The 21,457-nt window shown below is 68.5% G+C and carries 20 protein-coding genes; 12 read left to right on the top strand and 8 right to left on the bottom strand.

Annotated elements, in window-relative coordinates:
- The first annotated feature begins 81 nt into the window (after window positions 1-81).
- The 6 genes from MO1_RS05300 to MO1_RS05280 all read left to right on the top strand — a co-directional run bounded on the left by MO1_RS05300 (window position 82) and on the right by MO1_RS05280 (window position 5,489).
- On the top strand, window positions 82-1,011 hold the full coding sequence (locus tag MO1_RS05300) for an SDR family oxidoreductase (RefSeq protein ID WP_060915407.1): 930 nt from the start codon (window positions 82-84) through the stop codon (window positions 1,009-1,011).
- Window positions 1,012-1,016: 5 nt separating this feature from the next.
- Window positions 1,017-1,922, top strand: coding sequence for an amidohydrolase family protein (locus MO1_RS05295; protein WP_060915406.1), 906 nt, complete (start codon window positions 1,017-1,019; stop codon window positions 1,920-1,922).
- Window positions 1,919-2,371, top strand: coding sequence for a MaoC family dehydratase (locus MO1_RS05290; RefSeq protein ID WP_060915405.1), 453 nt, complete (start codon window positions 1,919-1,921; stop codon window positions 2,369-2,371). The genes MO1_RS05295 and MO1_RS05290 overlap by 4 nt, the downstream gene beginning before the upstream one ends.
- A 108-nt stretch (window positions 2,372-2,479) precedes the next feature.
- Entirely contained in the window at window positions 2,480-4,006 is a 1,527-nt protein-coding gene (locus tag MO1_RS05285; RefSeq protein ID WP_060915468.1) for an acyl-CoA synthetase, read from the top strand.
- A 380-nt stretch (window positions 4,007-4,386) separates the two neighbouring features.
- Window positions 4,387-4,542, top strand: coding sequence for a hypothetical protein (locus tag MO1_RS14590; RefSeq protein WP_154673399.1), 156 nt, complete (start codon window positions 4,387-4,389; stop codon window positions 4,540-4,542).
- Between the two features lie 86 nt (window positions 4,543-4,628).
- Window positions 4,629-5,489: an NPCBM/NEW2 domain-containing protein gene (locus MO1_RS05280; protein ID WP_060915404.1), complete on the top strand. Its 861-nt coding sequence runs from the start codon at window positions 4,629-4,631 to the stop codon at window positions 5,487-5,489.
- Between the two features lie 861 nt (window positions 5,490-6,350).
- Here MO1_RS05280 and nrdF read toward each other — a convergent pair.
- The 4 genes from nrdF to MO1_RS05260 are packed head-to-tail and all read right to left on the bottom strand — an operon-like array spanning window position 6,351 to window position 10,171.
- Window positions 6,351-7,328 carry a class 1b ribonucleoside-diphosphate reductase subunit beta gene (nrdF, locus tag MO1_RS05275; protein WP_060915403.1) on the bottom strand — a complete coding sequence of 326 codons (978 nt, stop codon included), beginning with the start codon at window positions 7,326-7,328 and terminating at the stop codon, window positions 6,351-6,353.
- A 30-nt stretch (window positions 7,329-7,358) separates the two neighbouring features.
- Window positions 7,359-9,458: a class 1b ribonucleoside-diphosphate reductase subunit alpha gene (gene nrdE, locus MO1_RS05270; protein ID WP_209436043.1), complete on the bottom strand. Its 2,100-nt coding sequence runs from the start codon at window positions 9,456-9,458 to the stop codon at window positions 7,359-7,361.
- Between the two features lie 38 nt (window positions 9,459-9,496).
- On the bottom strand, window positions 9,497-9,934 hold the full coding sequence (gene nrdI / locus MO1_RS05265) for a class Ib ribonucleoside-diphosphate reductase assembly flavoprotein NrdI (RefSeq protein WP_036312129.1): 438 nt from the start codon (window positions 9,932-9,934) through the stop codon (window positions 9,497-9,499).
- A 3-nt stretch (window positions 9,935-9,937) separates the two neighbouring features.
- Window positions 9,938-10,171 carry a redoxin NrdH gene (locus MO1_RS05260; RefSeq protein WP_036312128.1) on the bottom strand — a complete coding sequence of 78 codons (234 nt, stop codon included), beginning with the start codon at window positions 10,169-10,171 and terminating at the stop codon, window positions 9,938-9,940.
- 455 nt (window positions 10,172-10,626) lie between these two features.
- Between MO1_RS05260 and MO1_RS05255 the strand changes: the two genes are divergently transcribed.
- Entirely contained in the window at window positions 10,627-11,832 is a 1,206-nt protein-coding gene (locus MO1_RS05255) for an MFS transporter (RefSeq protein WP_060915401.1), read from the top strand.
- 15 nt (window positions 11,833-11,847) lie between these two features.
- Here the strand turns inward: MO1_RS05255 and MO1_RS05250 are convergent, their stop codons facing one another.
- A complete protein-coding gene (locus tag MO1_RS05250; RefSeq protein ID WP_060915400.1) occupies window positions 11,848-12,252 on the bottom strand; it encodes a hypothetical protein in 405 nt (134 codons plus the stop codon).
- Between the two features lie 52 nt (window positions 12,253-12,304).
- On the opposite strand from MO1_RS05250, the gene MO1_RS05245 reads away from it, so the two are divergent.
- Genes MO1_RS05245 through MO1_RS05225 form a run of 5 tightly spaced genes read left to right on the top strand, consistent with a single transcriptional unit; the run spans window position 12,305 to window position 16,904 of the window.
- Complete coding sequence (locus tag MO1_RS05245) at window positions 12,305-13,078, top strand: alpha/beta fold hydrolase (protein ID WP_060915399.1); 774 nt, start codon at window positions 12,305-12,307, stop codon at window positions 13,076-13,078.
- Entirely contained in the window at window positions 13,075-14,232 is a 1,158-nt protein-coding gene (locus tag MO1_RS05240; RefSeq protein WP_060915467.1) for an acyl-CoA dehydrogenase family protein, read from the top strand. Before MO1_RS05245 ends, MO1_RS05240 begins: the two co-directional genes overlap by 4 nt.
- A gap of 41 nt (window positions 14,233-14,273) precedes the next feature.
- Window positions 14,274-15,545, top strand: a complete 1,272-nt coding sequence (locus tag MO1_RS05235) for a DUF445 domain-containing protein (protein ID WP_060915398.1) — start codon at window positions 14,274-14,276, stop codon at window positions 15,543-15,545.
- A gap of 1 nt (window position 15,546) precedes the next feature.
- Complete coding sequence (locus MO1_RS05230) at window positions 15,547-16,425, top strand: arginase family protein (protein WP_174520549.1); 879 nt, start codon at window positions 15,547-15,549, stop codon at window positions 16,423-16,425.
- The gene (locus MO1_RS05225) at window positions 16,422-16,904 is read left to right on the top strand and encodes a SixA phosphatase family protein (RefSeq protein WP_060915396.1); all 483 of its coding nucleotides are present in this window, start codon (window positions 16,422-16,424) and stop codon (window positions 16,902-16,904) included. The genes MO1_RS05230 and MO1_RS05225 overlap by 4 nt, the downstream gene beginning before the upstream one ends.
- On the opposite strand, the gene hutI is transcribed toward MO1_RS05225, so the two are convergent.
- The 3 genes from hutI to hutH all read right to left on the bottom strand — a co-directional run bounded on the left by hutI (window position 16,891) and on the right by hutH (window position 21,437).
- Window positions 16,891-18,117, bottom strand: coding sequence for an imidazolonepropionase (gene hutI / locus MO1_RS05220; RefSeq protein WP_060915395.1), 1,227 nt, complete (start codon window positions 18,115-18,117; stop codon window positions 16,891-16,893). The two genes, MO1_RS05225 and hutI, sit on opposite strands and share 14 nt — an antisense overlap.
- 1 nt (window position 18,118) lies before the next feature.
- Complete coding sequence (gene hutU, locus MO1_RS05215; RefSeq protein WP_060915394.1) at window positions 18,119-19,783, bottom strand: urocanate hydratase; 1,665 nt, start codon at window positions 19,781-19,783, stop codon at window positions 18,119-18,121.
- Between the two features lie 112 nt (window positions 19,784-19,895).
- Complete coding sequence (gene hutH / locus MO1_RS05210) at window positions 19,896-21,437, bottom strand: histidine ammonia-lyase (protein ID WP_060915393.1); 1,542 nt, start codon at window positions 21,435-21,437, stop codon at window positions 19,896-19,898.
- Window positions 21,438-21,457: the final 20 nt, after the last annotated feature.

The raw sequence follows: 21,457 nt of genomic DNA, 5'->3' as shown, positions 1-21,457 counted from the left end.
TGTAGCAACCCGTACGTCTCCACAATGATTGACTTTTGCAATCATTGAGTGCCACCATGGTCGCAGGACGAAGGAGTCACCATGACGCTTGCAGGAAAAGTCGCCATCATCACCGGCTCGGGCCGCGGACTGGGCCTCGCGTATGCGAAGGAGCTCGCACGCCAGGGCGCCGCTGTCGTGATCAACGACATCGATGAGGCCACTGCCGACGCGGCGGTCCGCGAGATCCAGGATGCCGGCGGCCGCGCCACCGGCGTGACCGCGTTCGTGGGCTCGACCGAGACGGCTGACGCTCTCGTCGAGGCCGCTGTCTCCACTTTCGGACGCCTGGACATCGTCGTCACCAACGCTGGGGTCCTGCGCGACACCGTGCTCTGGAAGATGAGCGACGACGACTTCGACACCGTTATCAACGTGCACCTCCGCGGCACGTTCACGACGGTCCGCGCCGCTGCCTCGTACATGCGGGCGAACGAGATCGCGGGGCGCGTCATCTGCATCGGGTCGCCGACCGGCCAGCGCGGGAACTTCGGCCAGACCAACTACGCCGCCGCGAAGGCGGGCATCGTCGGCATGGTCCGCACCTGGGCCCTCGAGCTCTCGCGCGCCGGTATCACCGCGAACGCGGTCATCCCTGTCGCCGCGACCGCCATGACGGCGACGGTCCCCTACTTCGCCGCTGCCGTCGAGGCGGATGCCGCGGGTGAGCCGATGCCGGACTTCTTCCGTCACGACCTCGGCTTCGGCACGTCCGACGACGTCGCCGGCCTCATCGCGTTCCTCGCCTCGGATGCCTCAGCCCGGGTCACCGGCCAGGCGATCGGGATCGGCGGCGACCGCATCCAACTGTGGTCCCACCCCGAGCCCGTCGCGACGGCGTACCGCGAGGGCGGCTGGACGGCAGACGCACTGGCCGAAGGCTTCTTCGACGCCGTGGGCGACATGCAGAGCGTCGGCGAGAAGTTCCCGGCCCTGCCCGAAGACCTGCAGCGGCCCACGCCGAGCGCCTGACCGACATGACCCGCTACGAGTCGGCGATCGACGTCGAGAGCCTCACCGCGATCGACGTGCATGTGCACATCGAGGTCGACGGTCACGGCCACGCGTCCTTGCCGGACGACCTCGCCGCCGCTGCGAGTGCGTACTTCGCCGCGGACGCGCCGAGGCCCGACATCGACGGCGTCGCCGCGTACTATCGCGAACGCAAGATGGCCGCGGTCGTCTTCACGGTGGACGCCGGGACCCATCTCGACCACCCGCCGCTGTCGAGCGCGGAGATCGCCGACGGCGCGGCGCGCAACAACGACGTCCTCATCCCGTTCGGATCCGTCGACCCGAACCGGCCCGACGCGGTCGATCGTGCGCGCCGCCTCATCGAAGACTCCGGCGTGCGCGGGTTCAAGTTCCACCCCACAGTGCAGGGCTTCGACCCGAGCGACGAGACGCACTACCCGCTGTACGAGGTGCTCCAGAGTGCCGGTGCAGTCGCTCTCTTCCACACCGGTCAGACCGGTATCGGAGCGGGGATGCCGGGCGGCCGGGGCCTGCGGCTCGGACTGTCGAACCCGATGCTCCTCGACCCCGTGGCCGCGGACTTCGGCGACCTGCCGATCATCATGGCGCACCCCTCGGTGCCCTGGCAGGACGAAGCCATCTCGGTCGCGACGCACAAACACAACACCTGGATCGACCTGTCGGGCTGGAGCCCGAAGTACTTCCCCGACCAGCTGGTGCGCGCCGCGAACTCGTTCCTGAAACGCCGCATCCTCTTCGGCTCCGACTTCCCCCTCCTCACCCCCGACCGCTGGATGCGGGATGTCCAGGCGACCGCACTCAAGCCCGAGGTGATGCCGGGCATCCTCCGCGACAACGCGGCACGGCTGTTCGGCCTCCTCCCCCACCCCGACAAGGAGACGTCATGACCACCACCATCGCGTACGACGACATCGCCGGCCTCGCCGGCACCGACCTCGGTTGGTCGGACTGGCTGGAGATCACCCAGGAGCGCGTGAACGGCTTCGCCGACGCGACCGACGATCACCAGTGGATCCACACCGACCCGGAGCGCGCAAAGGACGGTCCGTTCGGCAGCGCCATCGCCCACGGGTTCCTGACCCTCTCGCTGGCCGTGTCGTTCTGGACCGAGCTCCTCGACGTCACCGGGGTGAGCACCAAGGTCAACTACGGCCTCGACAAGGTCCGGTTCGTCTCTCCCGTCACCGTCGGCTCGCGCGTCCGCATGAACGCTGTCGTAGCCGAGGTGGCCGAGGTCGCCGGCGGTTACCAGCTCGCCGTCGATCAGACGATCGAGATCGACGGTGGCACGAAGCCCGCCGTCGTCGCGCGCGGCCTGTACCGGTTCTACCGCTGATCCAGCTCTGCTGATGCGGTGCGGCCGGGCATCCTTCCCGGCCGCACCACCCCGCGGGCACCCGACGCCTGCGCTCTCAACGACGAGATCTCACGGAATGCGCACACGATGAAAACGCAAGGCCTCGGCGCGTGGCTCCCCCGCCGCCGTCTCCGCAATCCCGACCGGGTCGCCGTGATGTTCGGCGAGATCCAGCACCTCACGTATGCCCAGCTCGCCGACGGCGCAGAGCGCGTCTCCGCCGTCTTGGCCGAGCACGGCGTGGGTGCCGGGGACCGAGTCGCATTCCTGGGCGAGAACAGCCCGGAGTTCCTCTTGACGATGTTCGGGACCGTGCGCCTCGGCGCCGTGTTCGTCCCGGTGAACACGCGGCTCGCCGGTCCCGAGATCGCGCACGTCCTCAGCGACAGCGGCGCCCGGGTCCTGATCCACGACCCGGGCTTCGACGCCCGGCTCGAAGGGGTGGCGGCGGGCGAGACGCCGGCCCACGTGATCCGCACCGGTGTCTCCGGTCGCGACGGCGCGCCCGGCCTCACGCGCGCGATCGAGGGTGTTTCGGCCATCCCGGCATCCGTCCCCTCCGACGGGGACGCGCCGGCCGCGATCATCTACACGTCGGGTACCACCGGACGAGCCAAAGGCGCCGTCCTCACGCACGACAACCTGACCTCCGTCGCGCTCAACACGATCATCGACTACGACGTGATGTCGACCGACGTCGCCCTCATGATCTCGCCGCTGTTCCATGTCGCGTCCCTCGGCATGGGGGCGCTGCCGATCCTCTTGAAGGGCGGCACGCTCGTGCTCGAGAAAGGTTTCGAGGCGGGCCGGGCGCTCGACCTGATCCAGGGACACCGCGTCACGATGATCTCCGGCGTCCCCACCACGTACCAGCTGATGGCTGATCACCCGGCGTGGGCAAACTCCGACGTGTCGAGCCTGCGCACCCTGACGTGCGGCGGATCCGCCGTCCCCGAGCGCGTGCTGGTCGCGTGGGAGGAGCGCGGGCTCTCGTTCTCGCAGGGATACGGGATGACCGAGACCTCGCCGGGAGCCACGTCCCTGTCCCCCGAGATGACCCGCCTCAAGCAGGGCAGTGTCGGGCTCGCCCACTTCTTCACCGACATCCGCATCACGGGCGAGGACGGAAGCGTGCTGCCCGCAGGACAGACAGGCGAGATCGAGATCTCCGGGCCCAACGTGTTCCTCGGCTACCACGGGCTCGCCGATGCCACGGCGTCCTCGCGGACGGCGGACGGCTGGTTCCGCTCCGGCGACCTCGGCTACGTGGACGAGGACGGCTATCTGTACATCTGCGGCCGATCGAAGGACATGATCATCTCCGGCGGCGAGAACGTGTATCCCGCCGAGGTCGAGACGCTGATCAGCGGCATCCCGGGCATCACCGGCGCCGCCGTCATCGGAGTTCCGGATGAACGCTGGGGCGAGGTCCCGATCGCGGTCGTGACCGTCGCGGACGGCGCGGAGATCGACACCGATACGGTGCGCACCCACCTCGAAGGCAAGATCGCCCGGTACAAGCTCCCCAAGCGCGTCCAGATCGTCGCCGACCTTCCGCGCACCGCCTCGGGCAAGGTCATCAAAGCCGACGTCCGCGCGCAGCTGGGGCTGTAGCTACCGCCGGGGCGACAGAGCTCCGGGAGGAGAACGGCATCCAATCCGATCGCCCGCGGACTCCGAATGATTCTCTGTCGAGGTGCTCACCGCGGCTGGGGGGCCGCTCACGATGATCGTGGAGCTCACTGAGGGGATGAGCGAGCACCGAACGTGACCGACATCGCGCTCGCTCAGAGCCGTCGGCATCCCGGTGAAGCTGCGTACGCAACGGGCAGCGTGCGCAGCCAGCCGGGAACAAATCGCACACCGGGATCGCTGTCGAGACGCCAATCCGAACTCTTCAGGGCTCCGAATCCTGTGTTGACCGGATCCGGTCGGCCCTGTCCTGCTCACAACCGGAGGCTGTTTCTTGATCCTTCGTCCCGACACGAGCTCCGATGCCCGCTGAGTCCACGATCGCCGCAGCTTGGGTTGCGGCCAACATCTCGCTCGTCGCGGTCATCGCCGGGGCGATCGTGTTCCGCAGCCGAGTGCGTCACACAGACGAGCGACGCGCGCCCTCGATTCCCCGCGAGGCTCGACGGAGTCGGTAGCGACTGCGGCGCCGCGAAACAACGCTGGCGGCGCGGCGCGGCGCAGCCCTAGGCTACGAGCGCGCGGAGTCACTGGGGTCTCCGGCATGTTCTGGGGAGAACGCATCATCATGCAGACAACTACGTCCTGGCGATCCCGCTTCGCGGTCGCCGGCGTCACCGCAGCCGTCGCGATCGGCCTGCTCGCCGCACCGAGCCCGGCGATGGCGGCACAGAGAACGGCGATCACGGTCGCGAAGATCGCACCCGCGAGCGGCAAGACGATCGTCGCCGGGGAGAACATCGTCATCTCAGGGAAGACGTCCGCCAACCTCAAGGGGTGGAAGCTGAAGGTCCAAGCGAAGGTCGGCACCAAATGGCAGACGCTGAGCGCGTCTCCGACGGTGACGACGAAGCTGACGTACGCGGCGAAGGTGAAGGCCGTCGGTGTGGGGGCGACGAGCTATCGGGTTCTCTTCGCTGGCAGCAAGAGCCGCGCTGCATCCTCCGCAACTCGCGCCGCGACCGTGTGGAAGTGGTTCCCGCTCGCGGGACAGAAGGTCGTCGACTACAAGGCGTCTCTGGGGTGGGCGGAGCCCCGCTCCCGGCCCACGACTATGGCGGGCGTGTACTACCCCGAAGCGATTCTGGGAAAGTCACGCGGCAATCGCGTTGTCTGGTCGGAATTCAACGTGTCGTTCCAGTGCCAGTCGCTCTCCGCACTCGTCGGTATCAGTGACGACTCGCCCTCCGACAGCGCAGGCATGAGCACCGTCAGCGTCGACGGGGTCACGCCGGCGGGCGCCACCGCGCAACTGAAGCTCGGCAAGACCCAACCCGTCAAGATCAGCGTCGCCGATTCGATGCGCGTCCGGCTCACTCTCGTCTCGCCCTCCGACGGGCAAGTCGAGGGCGTCTGGGCGAACGCGAAGATTCTCTGCAAGAAGAACGTCAACCCGGTGAACTGAGCGTCGATGGTTGACCATGCCGCCTGAACGCCACCGTTCAGGCGGCATTCTTTCTCCTCACCGTCGGTGTGGGTTCGTGTCCCGCCGTTCGGGCCCACCCGTCACGAGCGATCGGCCGCGACATCCGCCCTCGGAGCAGGGCCGGCGGCCTTCTGTCGTGTCAGCAGTGGTCGACGTCTGTCGGCCCAAAAAATCAGGATATGAACAACGCCGAAAGCGTAACGATGTACGGGACAGATGGGGACGAGGGGCTCAACGCGGTTGGGGGACCGCGTCTCGCTAAGTCGTGAAGCTCTTTTGGGGGATGAGCGAGCCCCCGCCCCGCAGAGCCTACGTCTCAGCTGTGGCGACCTGCGCGCATCCCCCCGCGGCGTGTCTCGGAGATCGGATCGGAGTCAGCCGCAGCTTCGGTGAACAGAGAACCGCCCCCGCCCTGCCACGAGGCAGAGAGAGGGCGGCGGTGTCGCGCTTCAGTCACGATGCGTGGCGCGCCTTAACCGGCGTCCTCGTCGCGCTTCTTTCGTCACCCCGACCAGTGAAGCGGCTGCGATCAGACCGGCGATCAGCAGCGTGGATGGGTCCGCGTCGAATGTGTGCAAGAACACGATGAATTTATCCCCCCGTTGGATAAGACCAGACTAAAGCATTCGTGCGAATGCGATCCGCGGCCTTGACAGGACGAAGTGCCCCGGTCCCGCCGGGAGGTCGAGCGGAGCCGGATCCCGCGCGCACGGAGGGCCGCTCTCCTGGCCGCGCGCGACAGGATGCGGGCAGGAACGACGAAAGGCCCCCGGCATCCGCTCTCAGAGCAGGGCCGGGGGCCGTTGGTCGTGTCAGCAGCTCACGCTCTGACGGTGCGACTCAGAAGTCCCAGTCGTCGTCCTCGGTGGCGACGGCCTTGCCGATGACGTAAGACGAGCCGGACCCGCTGAAGAAGTCGTGGTTCTCGTCTGCGTTCGGCGACAGGGCCGACAGGATCGCCGGGTTCACGTTGGTGACAGTCGCGGGGAACATCGCCTCGTAGCCGAGGTTCATGAGCGCCTTGTTCGCGTTGTAGTGCAGGAACTTCTTGACGTCCTCGGTCTGGCCGATGCCGTCGTAGAGGTCCTGCGTGTAGTGCACCTCGTTGTCGTAGAGCTCGTAGAGCAGCGAGAACGTGTAGTCCTTGAGCTCGTCGCGCTCGGCCTGGCTGAGGGTCTCGAGTCCGCGCTGGAACTTGTAGCCGATGTAGTAGCCATGCACGGCCTCGTCACGGATGATGAGGCGGATGATGTCGGCCGTGTTCGTCAGCTTCGCCTTCGACGACCAGTACAGCGGCAGGTAGAAGCCCGAGTAGAAGAGGAACGATTCGAGCAACGTCGAGGCGATCTTGCGCTTCAGGGGCTCGTCGCCACGGTAGTAATCCATGACGATGCGAGCCTTCTTCTGAAGGTTCTCGTTCTCGGTGGACCAGCGGAACGCGTCGTCGATCTCGGGCGTCGAGGCGAGCGTCGAGAAGATCGACGAGTAGCTCTTCGCGTGCACCGATTCCATGAACGCGATGTTCGTGTAGACGGCTTCCTCGTGCGGGGTGATCGCGTCGGGGATGAGCGAGACGGCGCCGACGGTGCCCTGGATGGTGTCCAGGAGCGTCAGGCCGGTGAACACGCGCATCGTCGTCTGGCGCTCTTCGGGGGTGAGCGTCGCCCAGGACTGGATGTCGTTGGACAGCGGCACCTTCTCGGGCAACCAGAAGTTGTTGACGAGGCGGTTCCACACCTCGAGGTCCTTGTCGTCCTGGATGCGGTTCCAGTTGATCGCCTGGACCGAGCCGAGGAGCTTGAGGGGTTCGGGAGTCATGTCTTTTCCTCTATCGAATCTCGGACCGGGTCAGAGCATGCACGAGACGCACTCGGCCATGTCGGTGCCCTCGAGCGCCATCTGGCGGAGGCGGATGTAGTAGATCGTCTTGATGCCCTTGCGCCAGGCGTAGATCTGCGCTCGGTTGATGTCTCGCGTGGTGGCGGTGTCCTTGAAGAACAGCGTCAGCGACAGGCCCTGGTCGACGTGCTGGGTAGCGGCGGCGTAGGTGTCGATGACCTTCTCGTAGCCGATCTCGTACGCGTCTTCGTAGTACTCGAGGTTCTCGTTCGTCATGAACGGAGCCGGGTAGTACACGCGGCCGATCTTGCCTTCCTTGCGGATCTCGATCTTCGACGCGATGGGGTGGATCGAGCTCGTCGAGTTGTTGATGTACGAGATCGACCCGGTCGGCGGGACGGCCTGCAGGTTCTGGTTGTAGATGCCGAACTGCTGGATGGATGCCTTCAGTTCGAGCCAGTCCTGCTGAGTCGGGACGTGGATGCCCTCGAAGAGCTCCTCGACACGGGCCGTCGCCGGCTTCCACTCCTGCTCGGTGTACTTGTCGAAGAACTCGCCGCTGGCGTACTTCGAGTCCCAGAACCCGTCGAAGACCTGGCCACGCTCGATGGCGATCTTGTTCGAGGCCTGCAGCGCGTGGAACAGCACGGTGTAGAAGTAGATGTTCGTGAAGTCGACACCCTCCTCCGAGCCGTAGCGGACGTGCTCGCGGGCGAGGTAGCCGTGCAGGTTCATCTGGCCGAGGCCGATGGCGTGCGATTTGTCGTTGCCGTCCTCGATGGAGCGGACCGAGCGGATGTGGCTCTGGTCGCTGACCGCGCTGAGCGCACGGATGCTGGTCTCCACCGTGCCGGCGAGGTCGCGGCCGTCCATCGCCAGGGCGATGTTCATCGAACCCAGGTTGCAGGAGATGTCCTTGCCGATCTGGTCGTACGAGAGGTCCTCGTTGAACGTCGTCGGCGTGTTGACCTGGAGGATCTCCGAGCACAGGTTGGACATGTTGATCCGACCCTTGATCGGGTTGGCCTTGTTCACCGTGTCTTCGAACATGATGTACGGGTAGCCCGACTCGAACTGGATCTCGGCGAGGGTCTGGAAGAACTCGCGCGCCTTGATCTTCGTCTTCTTGATGCGAGCGTCATCGACCATCTCGCGGTACTTCTCGGTGACGGAGATGTCACCGAACGGCACGCCATAGACCTTCTCGACGTCGTACGGCGAGAACAGGTACATGTCCTCGTCGTTCTTGGCGAGCTCGAACGTGATGTCGGGGACGACGACACCCAGCGACAGCGTCTTGATGCGGATCTTCTCGTCCGCGTTCTCGCGCTTGGTGTCGAGGAACTTCATGATGTCGGGGTGGTGCGCCGACAGGTAGACGGCACCGGCACCCTGACGCGCACCGAGCTGGTTCGCGTAGCTGAAGCTGTCCTCGAGGAGCTTCATGACGGGAATGATGCCCGACGACTGGTTCTCGATCTGCTTGATCGGAGCACCCGCCTCGCGGATGTTCGACAGGAGCAGGGCGACGCCGCCGCCGCGCTTGGAGAGCTGGAGGGCGGAGTTGATGCCGCGGGCGATCGACTCCATGTTGTCCTCGATGCGCAGGAGGAAGCAGGAGACGAGCTCGCCGCGCTGCGCCTTGCCCGCGTTGAGGAACGTCGGGGTGGCGGGCTGGAAGCGGCCCGAGAGGATCTCGTCGACGAGCTTGTTGGCGAGGTCCTGGTCACCGGCGGCGAGGGCGAGGGCGGTCATGACGACGCGGTCCTCGAAGCGCTCGAGGTAACGCTTGCCGTCGAACGTCTTGAGCGTGTAGCTCGTGTAGTACTTGAAGGCGCCGAGGAACGTGTCGAAGCGGAACTTCTGGGCGTAGGCGCGCTCGTTGATCTGCTGGATGAACTCGAAGGGGTACGCGTCGATGACGGCGCCCTCGTAGTACTCCTTCTCGACCAGGTAGTCGAGCTTCTCCTTCAGGGAGTGGAAGAAGACGGTGTTCTGGTTCACGTGCTGCAGGAAGTACTCCCGTGCGGCGCGCTTGTCGGCGTCGAACTGGATCTTCCCGTCCTCGCCGTACAGGTTCAGCATCGCGTTGAGGGCGTGGTAATCCATGCCCTCGAAGCGAACCTCCGTCTTGAAGGCCTTGTCGGTCACTGCAGCTTCCACCAGTCTTCCAATCCGCCGCTCACGCGGTCGACGTCCTCAGGCGTGCCGAATACTTCGATGCGATACAAGTGCGGCACACGACACTTGCGGCTGATGATTTCTCCGGCGAGGCAGAACGACTCGCCGAAGTTGCTGTTCCCTGCGGAGATGACCCCGCGGATCAGGCTCCGATTGCCCTCATCGTTGAGGAAGCGGACGACCTGCTTGGGTACCGCGCCCTTCTCTTCTCCCCGGCCTTGGCCTCCCCCGTAGGTGGGGGTGACCAGGACGTACGGCTCCTCGATGTGAGGAACGCCGTCGGAGGAGTGAATCGGGATGCGGCGAGCCGGCATCCCGAGCTTCTCGATGAACCGCGCGGTGTTACCCGACACGCTCGAGAAGTAGACGAGCAGCGGCACGTTCGTCATGACGGCCGCGCTCATCGGTCAGACCAGGCGAGACGCGAGCTCGTCGATCTTGTCCGGACGGAAGCCCGACCAGTGGTCCTCGTCGGTGACGACGACCGGAGCCTGGAGGTAGCCGAGCGACTTGACGTGCTCGAGGGCCGCCGGGTCCTCGGAGAGGTCGAGGATCTCGTAGTCGATGCCCTTGGAGTCCAGTGCGCGGTACGTCGCGTTGCACTGCACGCAGGACGGCTTCGTGTACACGGTGATCGCCATCTGTGACTCTCTCTCGTCTGTGTGGACCCATCGGTGCGGGTCCGTCTGATTGGGGAAATCTGTCTGCAGGATGCGGGCGTGATCCGCCCGTTCGCCTGGTTCCGACGGGTTGGGGCCTGCCGGGAGCTCAATACTACATATGGGTACGGACACCCGGAAGCACCACAAGGGCTAGTAGTTACATCCGTGTAGTTTTTCCGCATCCCTCCACAGATACAACACAGGTTGTCCACCGATTCATCCCCAATCGCGGAACTTCGCACGGGGGTCGAAAAGGCCAGGATTCCGCCCGAAACCACTCGGGGCTCCGAAAGTTGTCCACAGGCGGGACGCTACGGGGGGCCTCCGACATCGCATCCGTGGGGAAACCTCTGTCCGGGCGTGTCGTCGGCGTGTCGCGGACCGCCCCCGGAAGCGGCATCGGGAACGTCGGCTCCCCGCAGTACGGTGGAGGGGTGGCGGGATACTCGGAGCTCCTGCGCGCACCTGGCGTCGCGCGCATCATCGCGGCACAGTTGACGGCCCGGTTCCCCAGTGGGATGACGAGCCTCGCCGTCCTCCTCCACGTCGAGCAGTCGACGGGCTCGTACGGCGCCGCCGGAATCGTCCTCGCCGCACTCTCGATCGGCCAGGCGATCTCGGGACCGGTGACCAGCCGCTGGATGGGCGTCTGGGGCATGCGACGCGTCCTCACCCTCACGGCCGCCGTCTGCGCCGCCGCGGTGCTCGCCCTCGCGATCAACCCGTTCGGGATGGTCGGCTTCATCGTCTTCGGCTTCATCGCCGGAATCGCCAATCCCCCCGTCCAGCCCGCCGTCCGGACGATCTACCCCAAGATCGTGACCTCCCGACAGCTGACGCCCCTCTTCTCACTCGACGCGAGCCTGCAGGAGATCATCTGGATCTTCGCGCCCGTCCTCATCACCCTCGTCGCAACGCAGGCGGGTACCGTTCCCGCGCTTTACCTGATCGTCATCATCCTCATCGGCGGATGCGCCTGGTTCATCGCGTCGCCCGAGGTGGGACGCGTCCGCATCCCGCGCAGCCGCCGCGGCTTCGGTCGCGTGCTGGGAAAGCCCGTCGTCCTGCTGTCGACCGTCACCGGGTTCCTGCTCATCGGTGCGTGCGCCGCCGTCGAGGCGGGCGTCGTCGCGACCTTCGGCCACGAGGGACTCGAAGCCGGCATCGTGCTCGCTGTCTTCGCGGTCGGCAGTCTCGCCGGCGGGCTCGGCTTCGGGCACATCCCGATCGGACGCTGGGCGATGGCGCGCCGCCTCACGATTGTCGCCGTCGGCGTGACCCTCGTGATCGTCAGCCTCAACGCGTGGTGGATGGGGGCATCCCTCTTCGTCGCCGGACTCGGCATCGCGCCCGCCCTCGCCGTGATGTTCGCCATCACGAGCGCGAGCGTGCGCTTCAGCGAAACGGCTGAGGCCTATGGCTGGATCGGCACGGGGCAGCTCATCGGCGCGGCCGCCGGCTCGGCCGTCGCCGGGTTCCTGATCGACGGCGCCGGACCGGTTGGAGCGTTCATCGCCGCCTCCGGCTTCGGCATCGCCGGAGCGCTCGTCGCCGTCATCTGCGTCCGCGGCTTCCCCGATCTCCGCGGCCGTGACGCGAGCCCCATCCCCGACACCGAGCCCGTCCCGCTCATCACCTGAGCGGGACCGCCGGCCTCACGCGGCGCGATGCAGCAGGAAGAGGACGGCCTGCGCATAGGCGTCAGCCGGTTGCGGGTGCCGGAAGACGTGGGGCGCGGCATCCACTTCGATCTCCACCTCGTGGATGTCGGGAAGGCGCCGGAGCGAGCGGAACGTGCCACGGAGCATCTCGCGCAGCTGCGTCTCGGACGGCAGCCACAGCGCATCCTCGATCGCTACGGAGTCGAGCGCCCATTCGGTCGTGCCGTTGAAGGCGAGCAGGTCGCCGGTCGGGTAGCTGCGTGCTTCGACGGTCATGTCGCTGACCGTGTAGACATCGGCCTCGAACTCGGGCTCGTCGAGCTGGAAGCGGTCGCCGGAGCGGGGGCGCCAGATCAGGCCGTTCGCGCGCAGCTCGCGTGCCAGGTCGGTGGAGATCATCCCCCCATCCTGTCCTGGCTCGGGAGCGCGCGGCCCGTCTTAGGCTGAGAGCATGCCCTCACCCGTCACACTCCCCCGGCTGAGCTGGGGCGACGCCCACAGCGATCGCCAGGCACTCCTCGTCCACGGCGTCGGCTCGAGCGGCGCCCTCATGTGGCGCTACGCCGTCGCCCTCGCCGACGCCGGATGGCGTGTCGATGCCGTCGACCTTCGTGGTCATGGAACGGCTCCGCGCACGCTCGACTACACGATCGAGGCGTACGCGACCGACCTCCTCCGGACCGCGCCGGTCGGCGCCGCGTCGTGGGACCTCGTTCTCGGCCACTCGCTCGGCGGAGCAGCGGCGACGCTCGCGGCCGCGAGCGCGCCGGCATGGACCCGCCATCTCGTCCTCGTCGACCCCGCGATCCACCTCGTCGACGCCGACCGCGAGGCCGTGCGCGCCAGTCAGGAGCAGGCCTTCGCCGACACGTCCGAGGCCGCGGTCCGCGCCGCTCACCCCGAGTGGCTCGACCTCGACATCGAGCTGAAGGCGGTCGCCGCCGCCCAGGCGAGCCGTTTCGCCGTCGAGCAGACGGGTGAGCAGAACACCCCGTGGGACGTGCGGGAGGCGGCATCCCGACTCTCCATGCCCACGCACGTCATCGGCGGTGACCCGGCGGTGTATTCGATCTTCACGGGCCCCCTCGCCGACGAAGTCCTCCGAAACCCGGTCGTCACAATGTCGGTCGTTCCGGGCACGGGCCACTCACCCCACCGTGACGCTCCGGATGCCTCCGCCCAGGCGCTCCTCGACGCGGTCGACACGTGGGGGCTCCGGCCATGAGCTTCGAACCCGAGGCCTACCTGCCGAACGACCTGCTCGAACGCATCCGGTCGCGCGCCGCCGCGGTGGACGCCGAGAACCGGTTCCCCGACGAGGACCTCGCGGAGCTGCGCGACGCGGGGTACCTCGCGATCCTCGTCCCCGCTGAGCACGGCGGGGCCGGCCTGGGGCTCCGCGAGGCCTCCCTTCTTCAGCAGCGTCTCGCGGGCGCCGCTCCCGCGACGGCCCTCGCGATCAACATGCACCTCGTCTGGACGGGCGTCGCGAAGGTCATGTCGGACCGCGGCGACGACGCGCTCCGGTTCCTGCAGGAAAGTGCTGCCCGCGGTGAGGTCTTCGCTTTCGGCATCAGCGAGGCGGGGAACGACCTCGTCCTCTTCGGCAGCGACACGGATGCCGCGCCCCGCCCCGACGGCTCGTACGCCTTCACGGGCACCAAGATCTTCACGTCGCTCGCGCCGGTGTGGACGCACCTGGGGCTCCACGGCCTCGACTCCTCCGACCCCGACAACCCCCGACTCGTTTTCGGGTTCATCCCGCGGAGCGACGCCGTCGTCACGCGCGACGACTGGGACACCCTCGGGATGCGGGGCACCCAGTCACGGACGACCGAGCTTCACGGCGCGGTCGCGCCGGCGGACCGGATCGTGCGGAAGCTTCCCGTCGGACCGAGTCCGGACCCGCTCGTCTTCGGGATCTTCAGCGTCTTCGAGATCCTGCTGGCCTCCGTCTACACGGGCATCGCCCGGCGAGCACTCGACCTCGCCGTCGATACGGCCCGGACGCGCACCTCGAAGAAGACGGGGCGCGCGTACAGCCAGGATCCCGACATCCGGTGGCGCGTGGCCGACATGGCGCTCGCGTACGACGCCCTCCCGGTGCAGGTCGAGGCCCTCGCGGCCGACGTCGACGGCCTCGTCGAGCACGGGGCGATGTGGTTCCCGAAGCTGTCCGCGATCAAGCACCGCGCCGCCGTCACCGCGAAGCAGGTCGTCGACGAGGCGATGCTGGTCGCGGGGGGCTCCTCCTTCTTCACGCGGAATGAGCTGAGCCGGCTGTACCGCGACGTGCTCGCCGGGATGTTCCACCCCTCCGATCCCGAGTCGGTGCACAGTGCCCTCGCGAACGCGTGGTTGGGCCCGATCGAACCGTGAGCCGCCGCGGCCTCTGAGGAGCGCCGTGGCAGGATGGCCGAATGGCCCGCATCCCGTACGCCTCGCTGAGCACCGCTGATCAGCAGCGGTACCGCGGGCTCCGCACCATGAAAGCGGTCGCCCTCGGCGCCCTCGTCTTCATGGCGATCATCTTCGTCCTCGCGTTCATCCTCGAGAAGGACATCTCGGGGTGGGGGTACGTCCGCGCGGCGGCCGAGGGCGGCATGGTCGGTGCGCTCGCGGACTGGTTCGCGGTGACGGCGCTGTTCCGGCATCCGCTCGGCATCCCGATCCCGCACACCGCGATCATCCCGCGCCGCAAGGACGAGATCGGTCGTACCCTCGGCGAATTCGTCGAGACGAACTTCCTCGAAGGCGGCGTCGTCCGCCAGAAGCTCGAGTCGACGAACATCGCACGGACCGCGGGTGCGTGGCTGCAGGATCCCGCCCATGCGAAGACGGTTGCGGCCGAGGCGTCGACGATGGCCTCCGGCATCCTCACCGCTCTCAGCGACGACGAGGTGCAGGACCTCATCAGCGACCTGGCCCACGAGCACCTGCTGAGCCCGTCGTGGGGTCCTTCGCTCGGCACCTGGCTGTCGCGAGTGGTGGACGCCGACGCCCACCGCGGCGCGGTGGACCTGGGCGTCGACAGCATCGCCCGCTGGCTCGACGCGAACCGCGAATCCTTCGACGGGCTCGTGTCGCGGCGTCTGCCGTCGTGGGTGCCGTCGGTCGCGATGCGCCTGGTGGACGACACGGTCTATCACGAGGCGACGAAGTTCGTCGCTGCGGTGAAGGCCGATCCGGCTCATCCCGCGCGGAAGGCGCTGGATCAGTACCTCGAGCGCCTCGCCGAGAACCTGCAGCACGACCCCGAGACGATCGGACGCCTCGAGGGCGCGAAGAGCGCCGTCTTCGACAGCCCGCGGGTCCGCACCCTCGCCGCCGATGCCTGGAACACCGCGAAGACCGGCCTGCTGCGCTCGCTCGCCGACGAGGACAGCGCGCTCCGCCGCCGCGTCACCGCCGCGCTCGGTGACCTCGGAGATCGGCTGGCGACCGACACGGCGCTGCAGCAGCGGGTCGACAAGCGCATCGCGGATGCCGCCGTGTTCCTCGTCGACCGGTACCGCCATGACATCGCCTCGATCATCACCGACACGGTCGAACGCTGGGATGCCGATGAGACGAGCCAGAAGATCGAGCTCCAGGTCGGCCGCGACCTGCAGTACATCCGCCTGAACGGCACGATCGTCGGCGCTCTCGCCGGGCTCGTGATCTTCACCGTCGCGCACCTCCTCCTCCCCTGACATGGCGCTCTCGTCGGACCCACTGTGGCCTCGCGCCGGAGACTGGCCTGCGCCCGACGGGCAAGTGGATGCCGCCCTCCTCGGCCTGCCTGCGTTCCGCACCTCGCTGTCGCCGACGGGCGCGCACGCGACACCGGCCGCCGTCCGCGAAGCGCTCCGCCGCTTCAGCCCCACGCTGCTCGGGCCTCCCCCCATCGATCTGAACGAGGCCCTTCGCATCGCGGACGCGGGTGACGTCGACGACCCCGATGGGCCCGAGGGCGAGACCCGCGTGCGCGACCGGGTGGGCGAGCTCCGCGCCCAGTCGGACCTCGTGATCGCGCTCGGGGGCGACAACTCCGTGACCTACGCGACCGCGCAGGGCGCCGGCGTCTCGGGCCTCATCACCCTCGACGCGCACTTCGACCTCCGCGACGGAGTCTCCAACGGCTCCCCCGTCCGCCGACTCGTCGAGGACGGACTCGACCCACTGCGCATCGTGCAGATCGGCATCGCGGACTTCGCGAACTCGGTCGCCTATGCGCAGCGTGCTGCCGACCTCGGCATCACCGTCATCACACTCGACGAGGTGCGGCGCCGCGGTGCCGAGGACGTCATGATCGAGGCCCTCGCCATCGCCGGATCGGCAGGGGACGTGCACCTCGACATCGATGTGGACGTCTGCGACCGCTCCGTCGCGCCCGGGTGCCCGGCATCCATCCCCGGCGGACTCGAGGCGTGGGAGTTGCGCGCCCTCGTCCGCGCGGCCACGGGCGACCGCCGCGTCGTCAGCGCCGACATCGTCGAAGTCGACGCGACAGCCGATGCCGCAGACGGCCGCACCGTCAGACTCGCCGCACTCTGCGTTCTGGAACTCCTCGCCGGAAGGGCACTCGCATGATCACCCTCATCCTCGTCCGTCACGCCAAAAGCGATTGGGCCACGGGTCAGGACGATCACGAACGTCCGCTCAACGATCGCGGTCGCCGAGATGCCCCGACGATGGCGCGACGTCTCGCTGCGACCGGTGTGCGTCCCGCCCGCATCCTGTCGTCCACTGCGGTCCGGGCGCGGACGACAGCGCAGGTGTTCGCGGAGGCCCTAGGCGTGACGGTCGCGACCGACGAGGGCCTCTACGGTGCCGCCGGTTCGCGCCTGCTCGACGCCGCCGCCGCGAGTGGCGTGACCGACGTCATGGTCGTCGCGCACGATCCCGGGATGACGGTGCTCGCCGAGCGGCTCTCGGACGGCGGCATCGGGGCGATGCCGACCTGCGCGGTCGCGACCTTCTTCTGGGACACGGACGACTGGGACGTCGCCACCGCGGTCCCGCCCGCCCGCTGGAGCATCGACATCCCGCGGGACGTCAGCGCCGGCTGAGGACCTCGCCGCCGCGATAGACGCGTTCCACGAGCGGCACGCCGGGCCGGTAGGCCAGGTGCCGCCGGCTCGATGCATCGAGCACGACGAGGTCGGCGCGCGCGCCGACGCCCAGGTGACCGATGTCGTCGCGGCGGAGTGCGCGCGCTCCCCCGGCCGTCGCTGCCCAGACGGCCTCTCCGACCGTCATCCCCATCTCGCGCACCGCGAGGGCGATCATGAGCGGCATCGAACTCGTGAAGCACGAACCCGGATTGCAGTCGCTCGCGAGCGCGACGGTCACGCCGGCATCGATCAGCCCCCGTGCATCGGGATAGGGCTGCCGGGTCGAGAACTCGACGCCCGGGAGCAGGGTCGCAACCGTGTCCGACCCCGCGAGTGCCGCGATGTCGGCATCCGTCAGGTAGGTGCAGTGGTCGACGGATGCCGCGCCGAGCCGCACGGCGAGCTGGACACCGGGTCCTTCGCCGAGCTGGTTCCCGTGCACACGGACGCCGAGCCCGGCCGCGACGCCGGCTCGGAGGATACGCTCGCTCTCCGCCTCGGTGAATGCGCCACGCTCGCAGAAGACGTCGATCCAGCGGGCGTGCGGGCGTGCTGCCGCCAGCATCCCGGTGCAGACGAGGTCGACGTACGCCTCGCGCTCCGCGCCCTCGGGGACGACATGCGCCCCGAGGTACGTGACCTCGTCGGTGACCTCGGCCGCCAGTCGCGCGAGGCGTTCCTCGCCTGCTGCCGTGAGGTCGTAGCCCGTCTTCACCTCGAACGTCGTGGTTCCCTGGGCGTGGAGTTCGGCGACGAGCGCCGCGAGGTGCGTCCGTAGCTCATCATCGGTGGCTGCGCGCGTGGCAGCGACCGTCCGGCGAATGCCGCCCGCGGCATACGGGACCCCCGTCATCCGCGCCTCGAACTCATCGGCACGGTCGCCCGCGAAGACGAGGTGCGTATGACTGTCCACGAACCCCGGGATCACGGCACGCCCGTCGACGTCAATGACCTCGATCTCTGACCGCGAGACAGCACCCGAAGCTCGAGACAGCGACGACAGACCGCTGTCTCGAGCTGCCACTGCTGTTTCGGCGTCCGACGCCGGACCCGCCCACGCGACGCGACCGTCGGTGATGAGGAGCGCTGCGTCGCCGATCGTCGCCGTCCGGGCGGCGGCATCCGCGTTCGTCGTGAGCTCGCCGATGCCGGTGAGGAGCGTTGCCATGTCAGGCGTCCAGCATCGGGACGTTCAGGCCGCGCTCGCGGGCGACCTCCTTCGCCCGGTCGTACCCCGCGTCGACGTGGCGCATGACGCCTGTTCCCGGGTCGTTGACGAGGACGCGGGCGAGTTTCTCAGCGGCGAGTGGAGTGCCGTCGGCGACCGTGACCTGGCCCGCGTGGATCGAGCGACCGATGCCGACACCGCCGCCGTGGTGGATCGACACCCATGCCGCCCCCGACGCCGTGTTGAGCAGCGCGTTCAGCAGCGGCCAATCGGCGATCGCGTCGGAGCCGTCGGCCATCGCCTCGGTCTCGCGGTATGGGCTCGCCACGGAGCCGGCGTCGAGGTGGTCGCGGCCGATGACGATCGGCCCGGACAGCTCCCCCGACGCGACCATCTCGTTGAACTTCAGGCCCGCCAGGTGTCGCTCCTGGTAGCCGAGCCAGCAGATCCGGGCGGGGAGCCCCTCGAAATGCACCTTCTCGGCCGCCTTCTCCAGCCAGCGGTGGAGCGCAGCATCCTCGGGGAAGAGCTCCGCGACGGCGCGGTCGGTCTTCGCGATGTCCTCGGGATCCCCCGACAGCGCGACCCAGCGGAACGGGCCCTTGCCCTCGGCGAAGAGGGGCCGGATGTACGCGGGGACGAAGCCGGGGAAGGCGAACGCTCGGTCGTAGCCGCCGAGCTCGGCTTCTCGACGGATCGAGTTGCCGTAGTCGAAGACGGCGGCCCCGGCATCCTGGAACCCGACCATCGCCTCGACGTGGCGCGCCATCGACTGTCGCGAACGCTCGGTGAAAGCCTCGGGATCTGCGGCGGCCTCGGCCTTCCACTCCTCGAACGCGACGCCCGACGGCAGGTAGGCGAGCGGGTCGTGCGCGCTCGTCTGGTCGGTGACGATGTCGATCGGGATGCCGCGGGCCAGGAGCTCGGGGAACACGTCGGCCGCGTTCCCCACAACGCCGATGGAGCGCGCTTCACCGGCGGCCTTGGCAGCCAGCGCTCGCTCGATCGCGGCGTCGAGATCGGCCGTGTGCTCATCGAGGTAGCCGTGTTCGACGCGGCGACGGAGGCGCGACTCGTCGACGTCGACGACGAGCACCGCTCCCCCGTTCATGGTCACGGCGAGCGGCTGGGCACCGCCCATGCCGCCCGCGCCACCGGTGAGGGTGAGCGTGCCGGCGAGCGAGTCGCGTCCGAGGGAGGTGGCGACGGCGGCGAAGGTCTCGTACGTGCCCTGCAGGATGCCCTGCGTGCCGATGTAGATCCAGGACCCTGCCGTCATCTGGCCGTACATCGTGAGGCCGAGGTGCTCGAGGCGGCGGAACTCCGGCCACGTCGCCCAGTCGCCGACGAGGTTGGAGTTCGCGATCAGCACGCGAGGCGCCCACTCGTGCGTCCGGAAGACGCCGACCGGCTTGCCGGACTGCACCAGCAGCGTCTCGTCTGGTTCGAGCTCATCCAGGGTGCGGACGATCGCGTCGTACGCCTCCCACGAACGGGCGGCCTTGCCGGTGCCGCCGTAGACGACGAGGTCCTCGGGGTGCTCGGCGACCTCGGGATCGAGGTTGTTCATCAGCATCCGCTTCGCCGCTTCGGCGCCCCAGGACTTCGCCGTTCGTGTGTTGCCGCGGTCGGCGCGCACTGTACGGGTGGTTGTCGTGTCGGTCATGCGTGATCCTCTCTGAACAGCTGACGGGTGGCGCTGGGGCGGATCTCTGCGCAACAGCGGATGAACGGGACGGATGTGTCCTCGCGACGGCGAATCCCCGCCGCAGGCGCGATCATGCGAAATCCGCGAACGCGGTGCGGGCGACCTCGCCCGAGATGACGAGCTGCGTGGCCGCTTCGAGGTCGGGGGCGACGAAGCGGTCGGGCCCGGGCCCCTCGACGACCGTGCGGACGAGATCGCGGACGGAGCCGGTGACCGGCGCGGGCTGCAGCGGAGCTCGTAGGTCGAGGGCGCGGCATCCCGTCACCACCTCGATGGCGAGGACGCGAGCGAGCCCGTCGACGGCGCGGCGGAGCTTGCGGGCGGCGGCCCACCCCATCGAGACGTGGTCCTCCTGCATCGCCGACGACGGGATCGAGTCGACGGATGCCGGCACCGCAAGACGCTTGAGCTCCGAGACGATCCCCGCCGCGGCGTACTGCGCGATCATGAGACCGCTGTCGACGCCGACCTCGTCGGCGAGGAACGGCGGGAGGCCGTTGCTGCGCGTGCGGTCGAGCGCCCGGTCGGTGCGGCGCTCGGAGATCGAGGCGACGTCCGCGACGGCGATCGCGAGGAAGTCGAGGACGTACGCGACCGGCGCGCCGTGGAAGTTGCCGTTCGACTCGACGCGACCGTCGGGCGTGACGACGGGATTGTCGACGGCCGAGGCAAGCTCGCGTTCGGCGACCATCCGGGCGTGATCGAGGGTGTCGCGCGCGGCGCCGTGCACCTGCGGCGAGCAGCGGAGCGAGTACGCGTCCTGCACGCGCGTGCAGACGGCGGGGTCGCGGTGGCTCGCGACGATCGGCGAGTCGGCGAGCGCGTGGCGCAGGTTCGCGGCCGAGACCGCCTGCCCCGACTGAGGGCGCAGGGCCATGAGGTCCGCCGCGAAGACGGCGTCGGTGCCGAGCTGGCTCTCGACCGACAGGGCGGCGGCCAGGTCGGCCGTCGCCAGGAGCGTGTCGAGGTCGGCGAGGGCGAGCGACAGCATCCCGAGCATGCCGTCGGTGCCGTTGATCAGCGCGAGCCCCTCTTTCTCCTCGAGGACGAGGGGACGGATGCCGGCATCCGCCAGCGCCTCCGCGGCGTCGACCTCCGTGCCGTCCGACGTGCGGACCGGGCCTTCGCCCAGGGCGGCGAGCGCGATGTGCGACAGGGGGGCGAGGTCGCCGGAGCACCCCAGCGAACCGTACTCGTGAACGATCGGGGTGATGCCCGCGTTGAGCATCGCCGCGTAGGTCTCGACGACGACAGGACGGACCCCCGTGCGGCCGGTCGCGAGGGTCTGGAGCCGCAGGAGGTGCAAAGCGCGGACGACTTCCCGCTCGACCTCGGGGCCGGTGCCCGCGGCGTGGGAGCGGATGAGGCTCGCCTGCAGCTGCCGGCGCCGGTCGGGCGCGATGAACGTCGTCGCGAGGGCGCCGAACCCGGTCGAGATGCCGTAGTGGGGCTGCGGGTCGTCGGCGAGGCGCTCGATCAGCGCGCGGGTCTCCGCTGTGCGCGCGAGCGCTGCGTCCGAGACGGCGACGTGCGCGTCGTGGCGAGCGACAGCGACGACCTCGGTCGGGGTGAGGGGGGCGTCGCCGAGGGTCACGGCAGTGAGGGTGGGCATGCATCGATTCCAGCGCGCGG

The sequence above is a fragment of the Microbacterium oleivorans NBRC 103075 genome (assembly GCF_001552475.1).
Classification (GTDB): domain Bacteria; phylum Actinomycetota; class Actinomycetes; order Actinomycetales; family Microbacteriaceae; genus Microbacterium; species Microbacterium oleivorans.
The sequence above is the reverse complement of the archived record's forward strand: the minus strand, read 5'-3'. Positions and strand labels throughout refer to the sequence as shown.

Bases quoted from the DNA above. Each gene is read 5' to 3' on its own strand.
- MO1_RS14590 (WP_154673399.1), top strand. From the start codon at position 4,387: ATGCCCGCTGAGTCCACGATCGCCGCAGCTTGGGTTGCGGCCAACATC.
- nrdF (WP_060915403.1), bottom strand. From the start codon at position 7,328: ATGACTCCCGAACCCCTCAAGCTCCTCGGCTCGGTCCAGGCGATCAAC.
- MO1_RS05280 (WP_060915404.1), top strand. From the start codon at position 4,629: ATGTTCTGGGGAGAACGCATCATCATGCAGACAACTACGTCCTGGCGA.
- MO1_RS05290 (WP_060915405.1), top strand. From the start codon at position 1,919: ATGACCACCACCATCGCGTACGACGACATCGCCGGCCTCGCCGGCACC.
- MO1_RS05260 (WP_036312128.1), bottom strand. From the start codon at position 10,171: ATGGCGATCACCGTGTACACGAAGCCGTCCTGCGTGCAGTGCAACGCG.
- hutI (WP_060915395.1), bottom strand. From the start codon at position 18,117: ATGGCAACGCTCCTCACCGGCATCGGCGAGCTCACGACGAACGCGGAT.
- nrdI (WP_036312129.1), bottom strand. From the start codon at position 9,934: ATGAGCGCGGCCGTCATGACGAACGTGCCGCTGCTCGTCTACTTCTCG.
- MO1_RS05285 (WP_060915468.1), top strand. From the start codon at position 2,480: ATGAAAACGCAAGGCCTCGGCGCGTGGCTCCCCCGCCGCCGTCTCCGC.
- MO1_RS05250 (WP_060915400.1), bottom strand. From the start codon at position 12,252: ATGATCTCCACCGACCTGGCACGCGAGCTGCGCGCGAACGGCCTGATC.
- MO1_RS05295 (WP_060915406.1), top strand. From the start codon at position 1,017: ATGACCCGCTACGAGTCGGCGATCGACGTCGAGAGCCTCACCGCGATC.
- MO1_RS05235 (WP_060915398.1), top strand. From the start codon at position 14,274: ATGGCCCGCATCCCGTACGCCTCGCTGAGCACCGCTGATCAGCAGCGG.
- MO1_RS05245 (WP_060915399.1), top strand. From the start codon at position 12,305: ATGCCCTCACCCGTCACACTCCCCCGGCTGAGCTGGGGCGACGCCCAC.
- nrdE (WP_209436043.1), bottom strand. From the start codon at position 9,458: ATGGATTACCACGCCCTCAACGCGATGCTGAACCTGTACGGCGAGGAC.
- hutU (WP_060915394.1), bottom strand. From the start codon at position 19,783: ATGACCGACACGACAACCACCCGTACAGTGCGCGCCGACCGCGGCAAC.
- MO1_RS05225 (WP_060915396.1), top strand. From the start codon at position 16,422: ATGATCACCCTCATCCTCGTCCGTCACGCCAAAAGCGATTGGGCCACG.
- MO1_RS05230 (WP_174520549.1), top strand. From the start codon at position 15,547: ATGGCGCTCTCGTCGGACCCACTGTGGCCTCGCGCCGGAGACTGGCCT.
- MO1_RS05300 (WP_060915407.1), top strand. From the start codon at position 82: ATGACGCTTGCAGGAAAAGTCGCCATCATCACCGGCTCGGGCCGCGGA.
- hutH (WP_060915393.1), bottom strand. From the start codon at position 21,437: ATGCCCACCCTCACTGCCGTGACCCTCGGCGACGCCCCCCTCACCCCG.
- MO1_RS05240 (WP_060915467.1), top strand. From the start codon at position 13,075: ATGAGCTTCGAACCCGAGGCCTACCTGCCGAACGACCTGCTCGAACGC.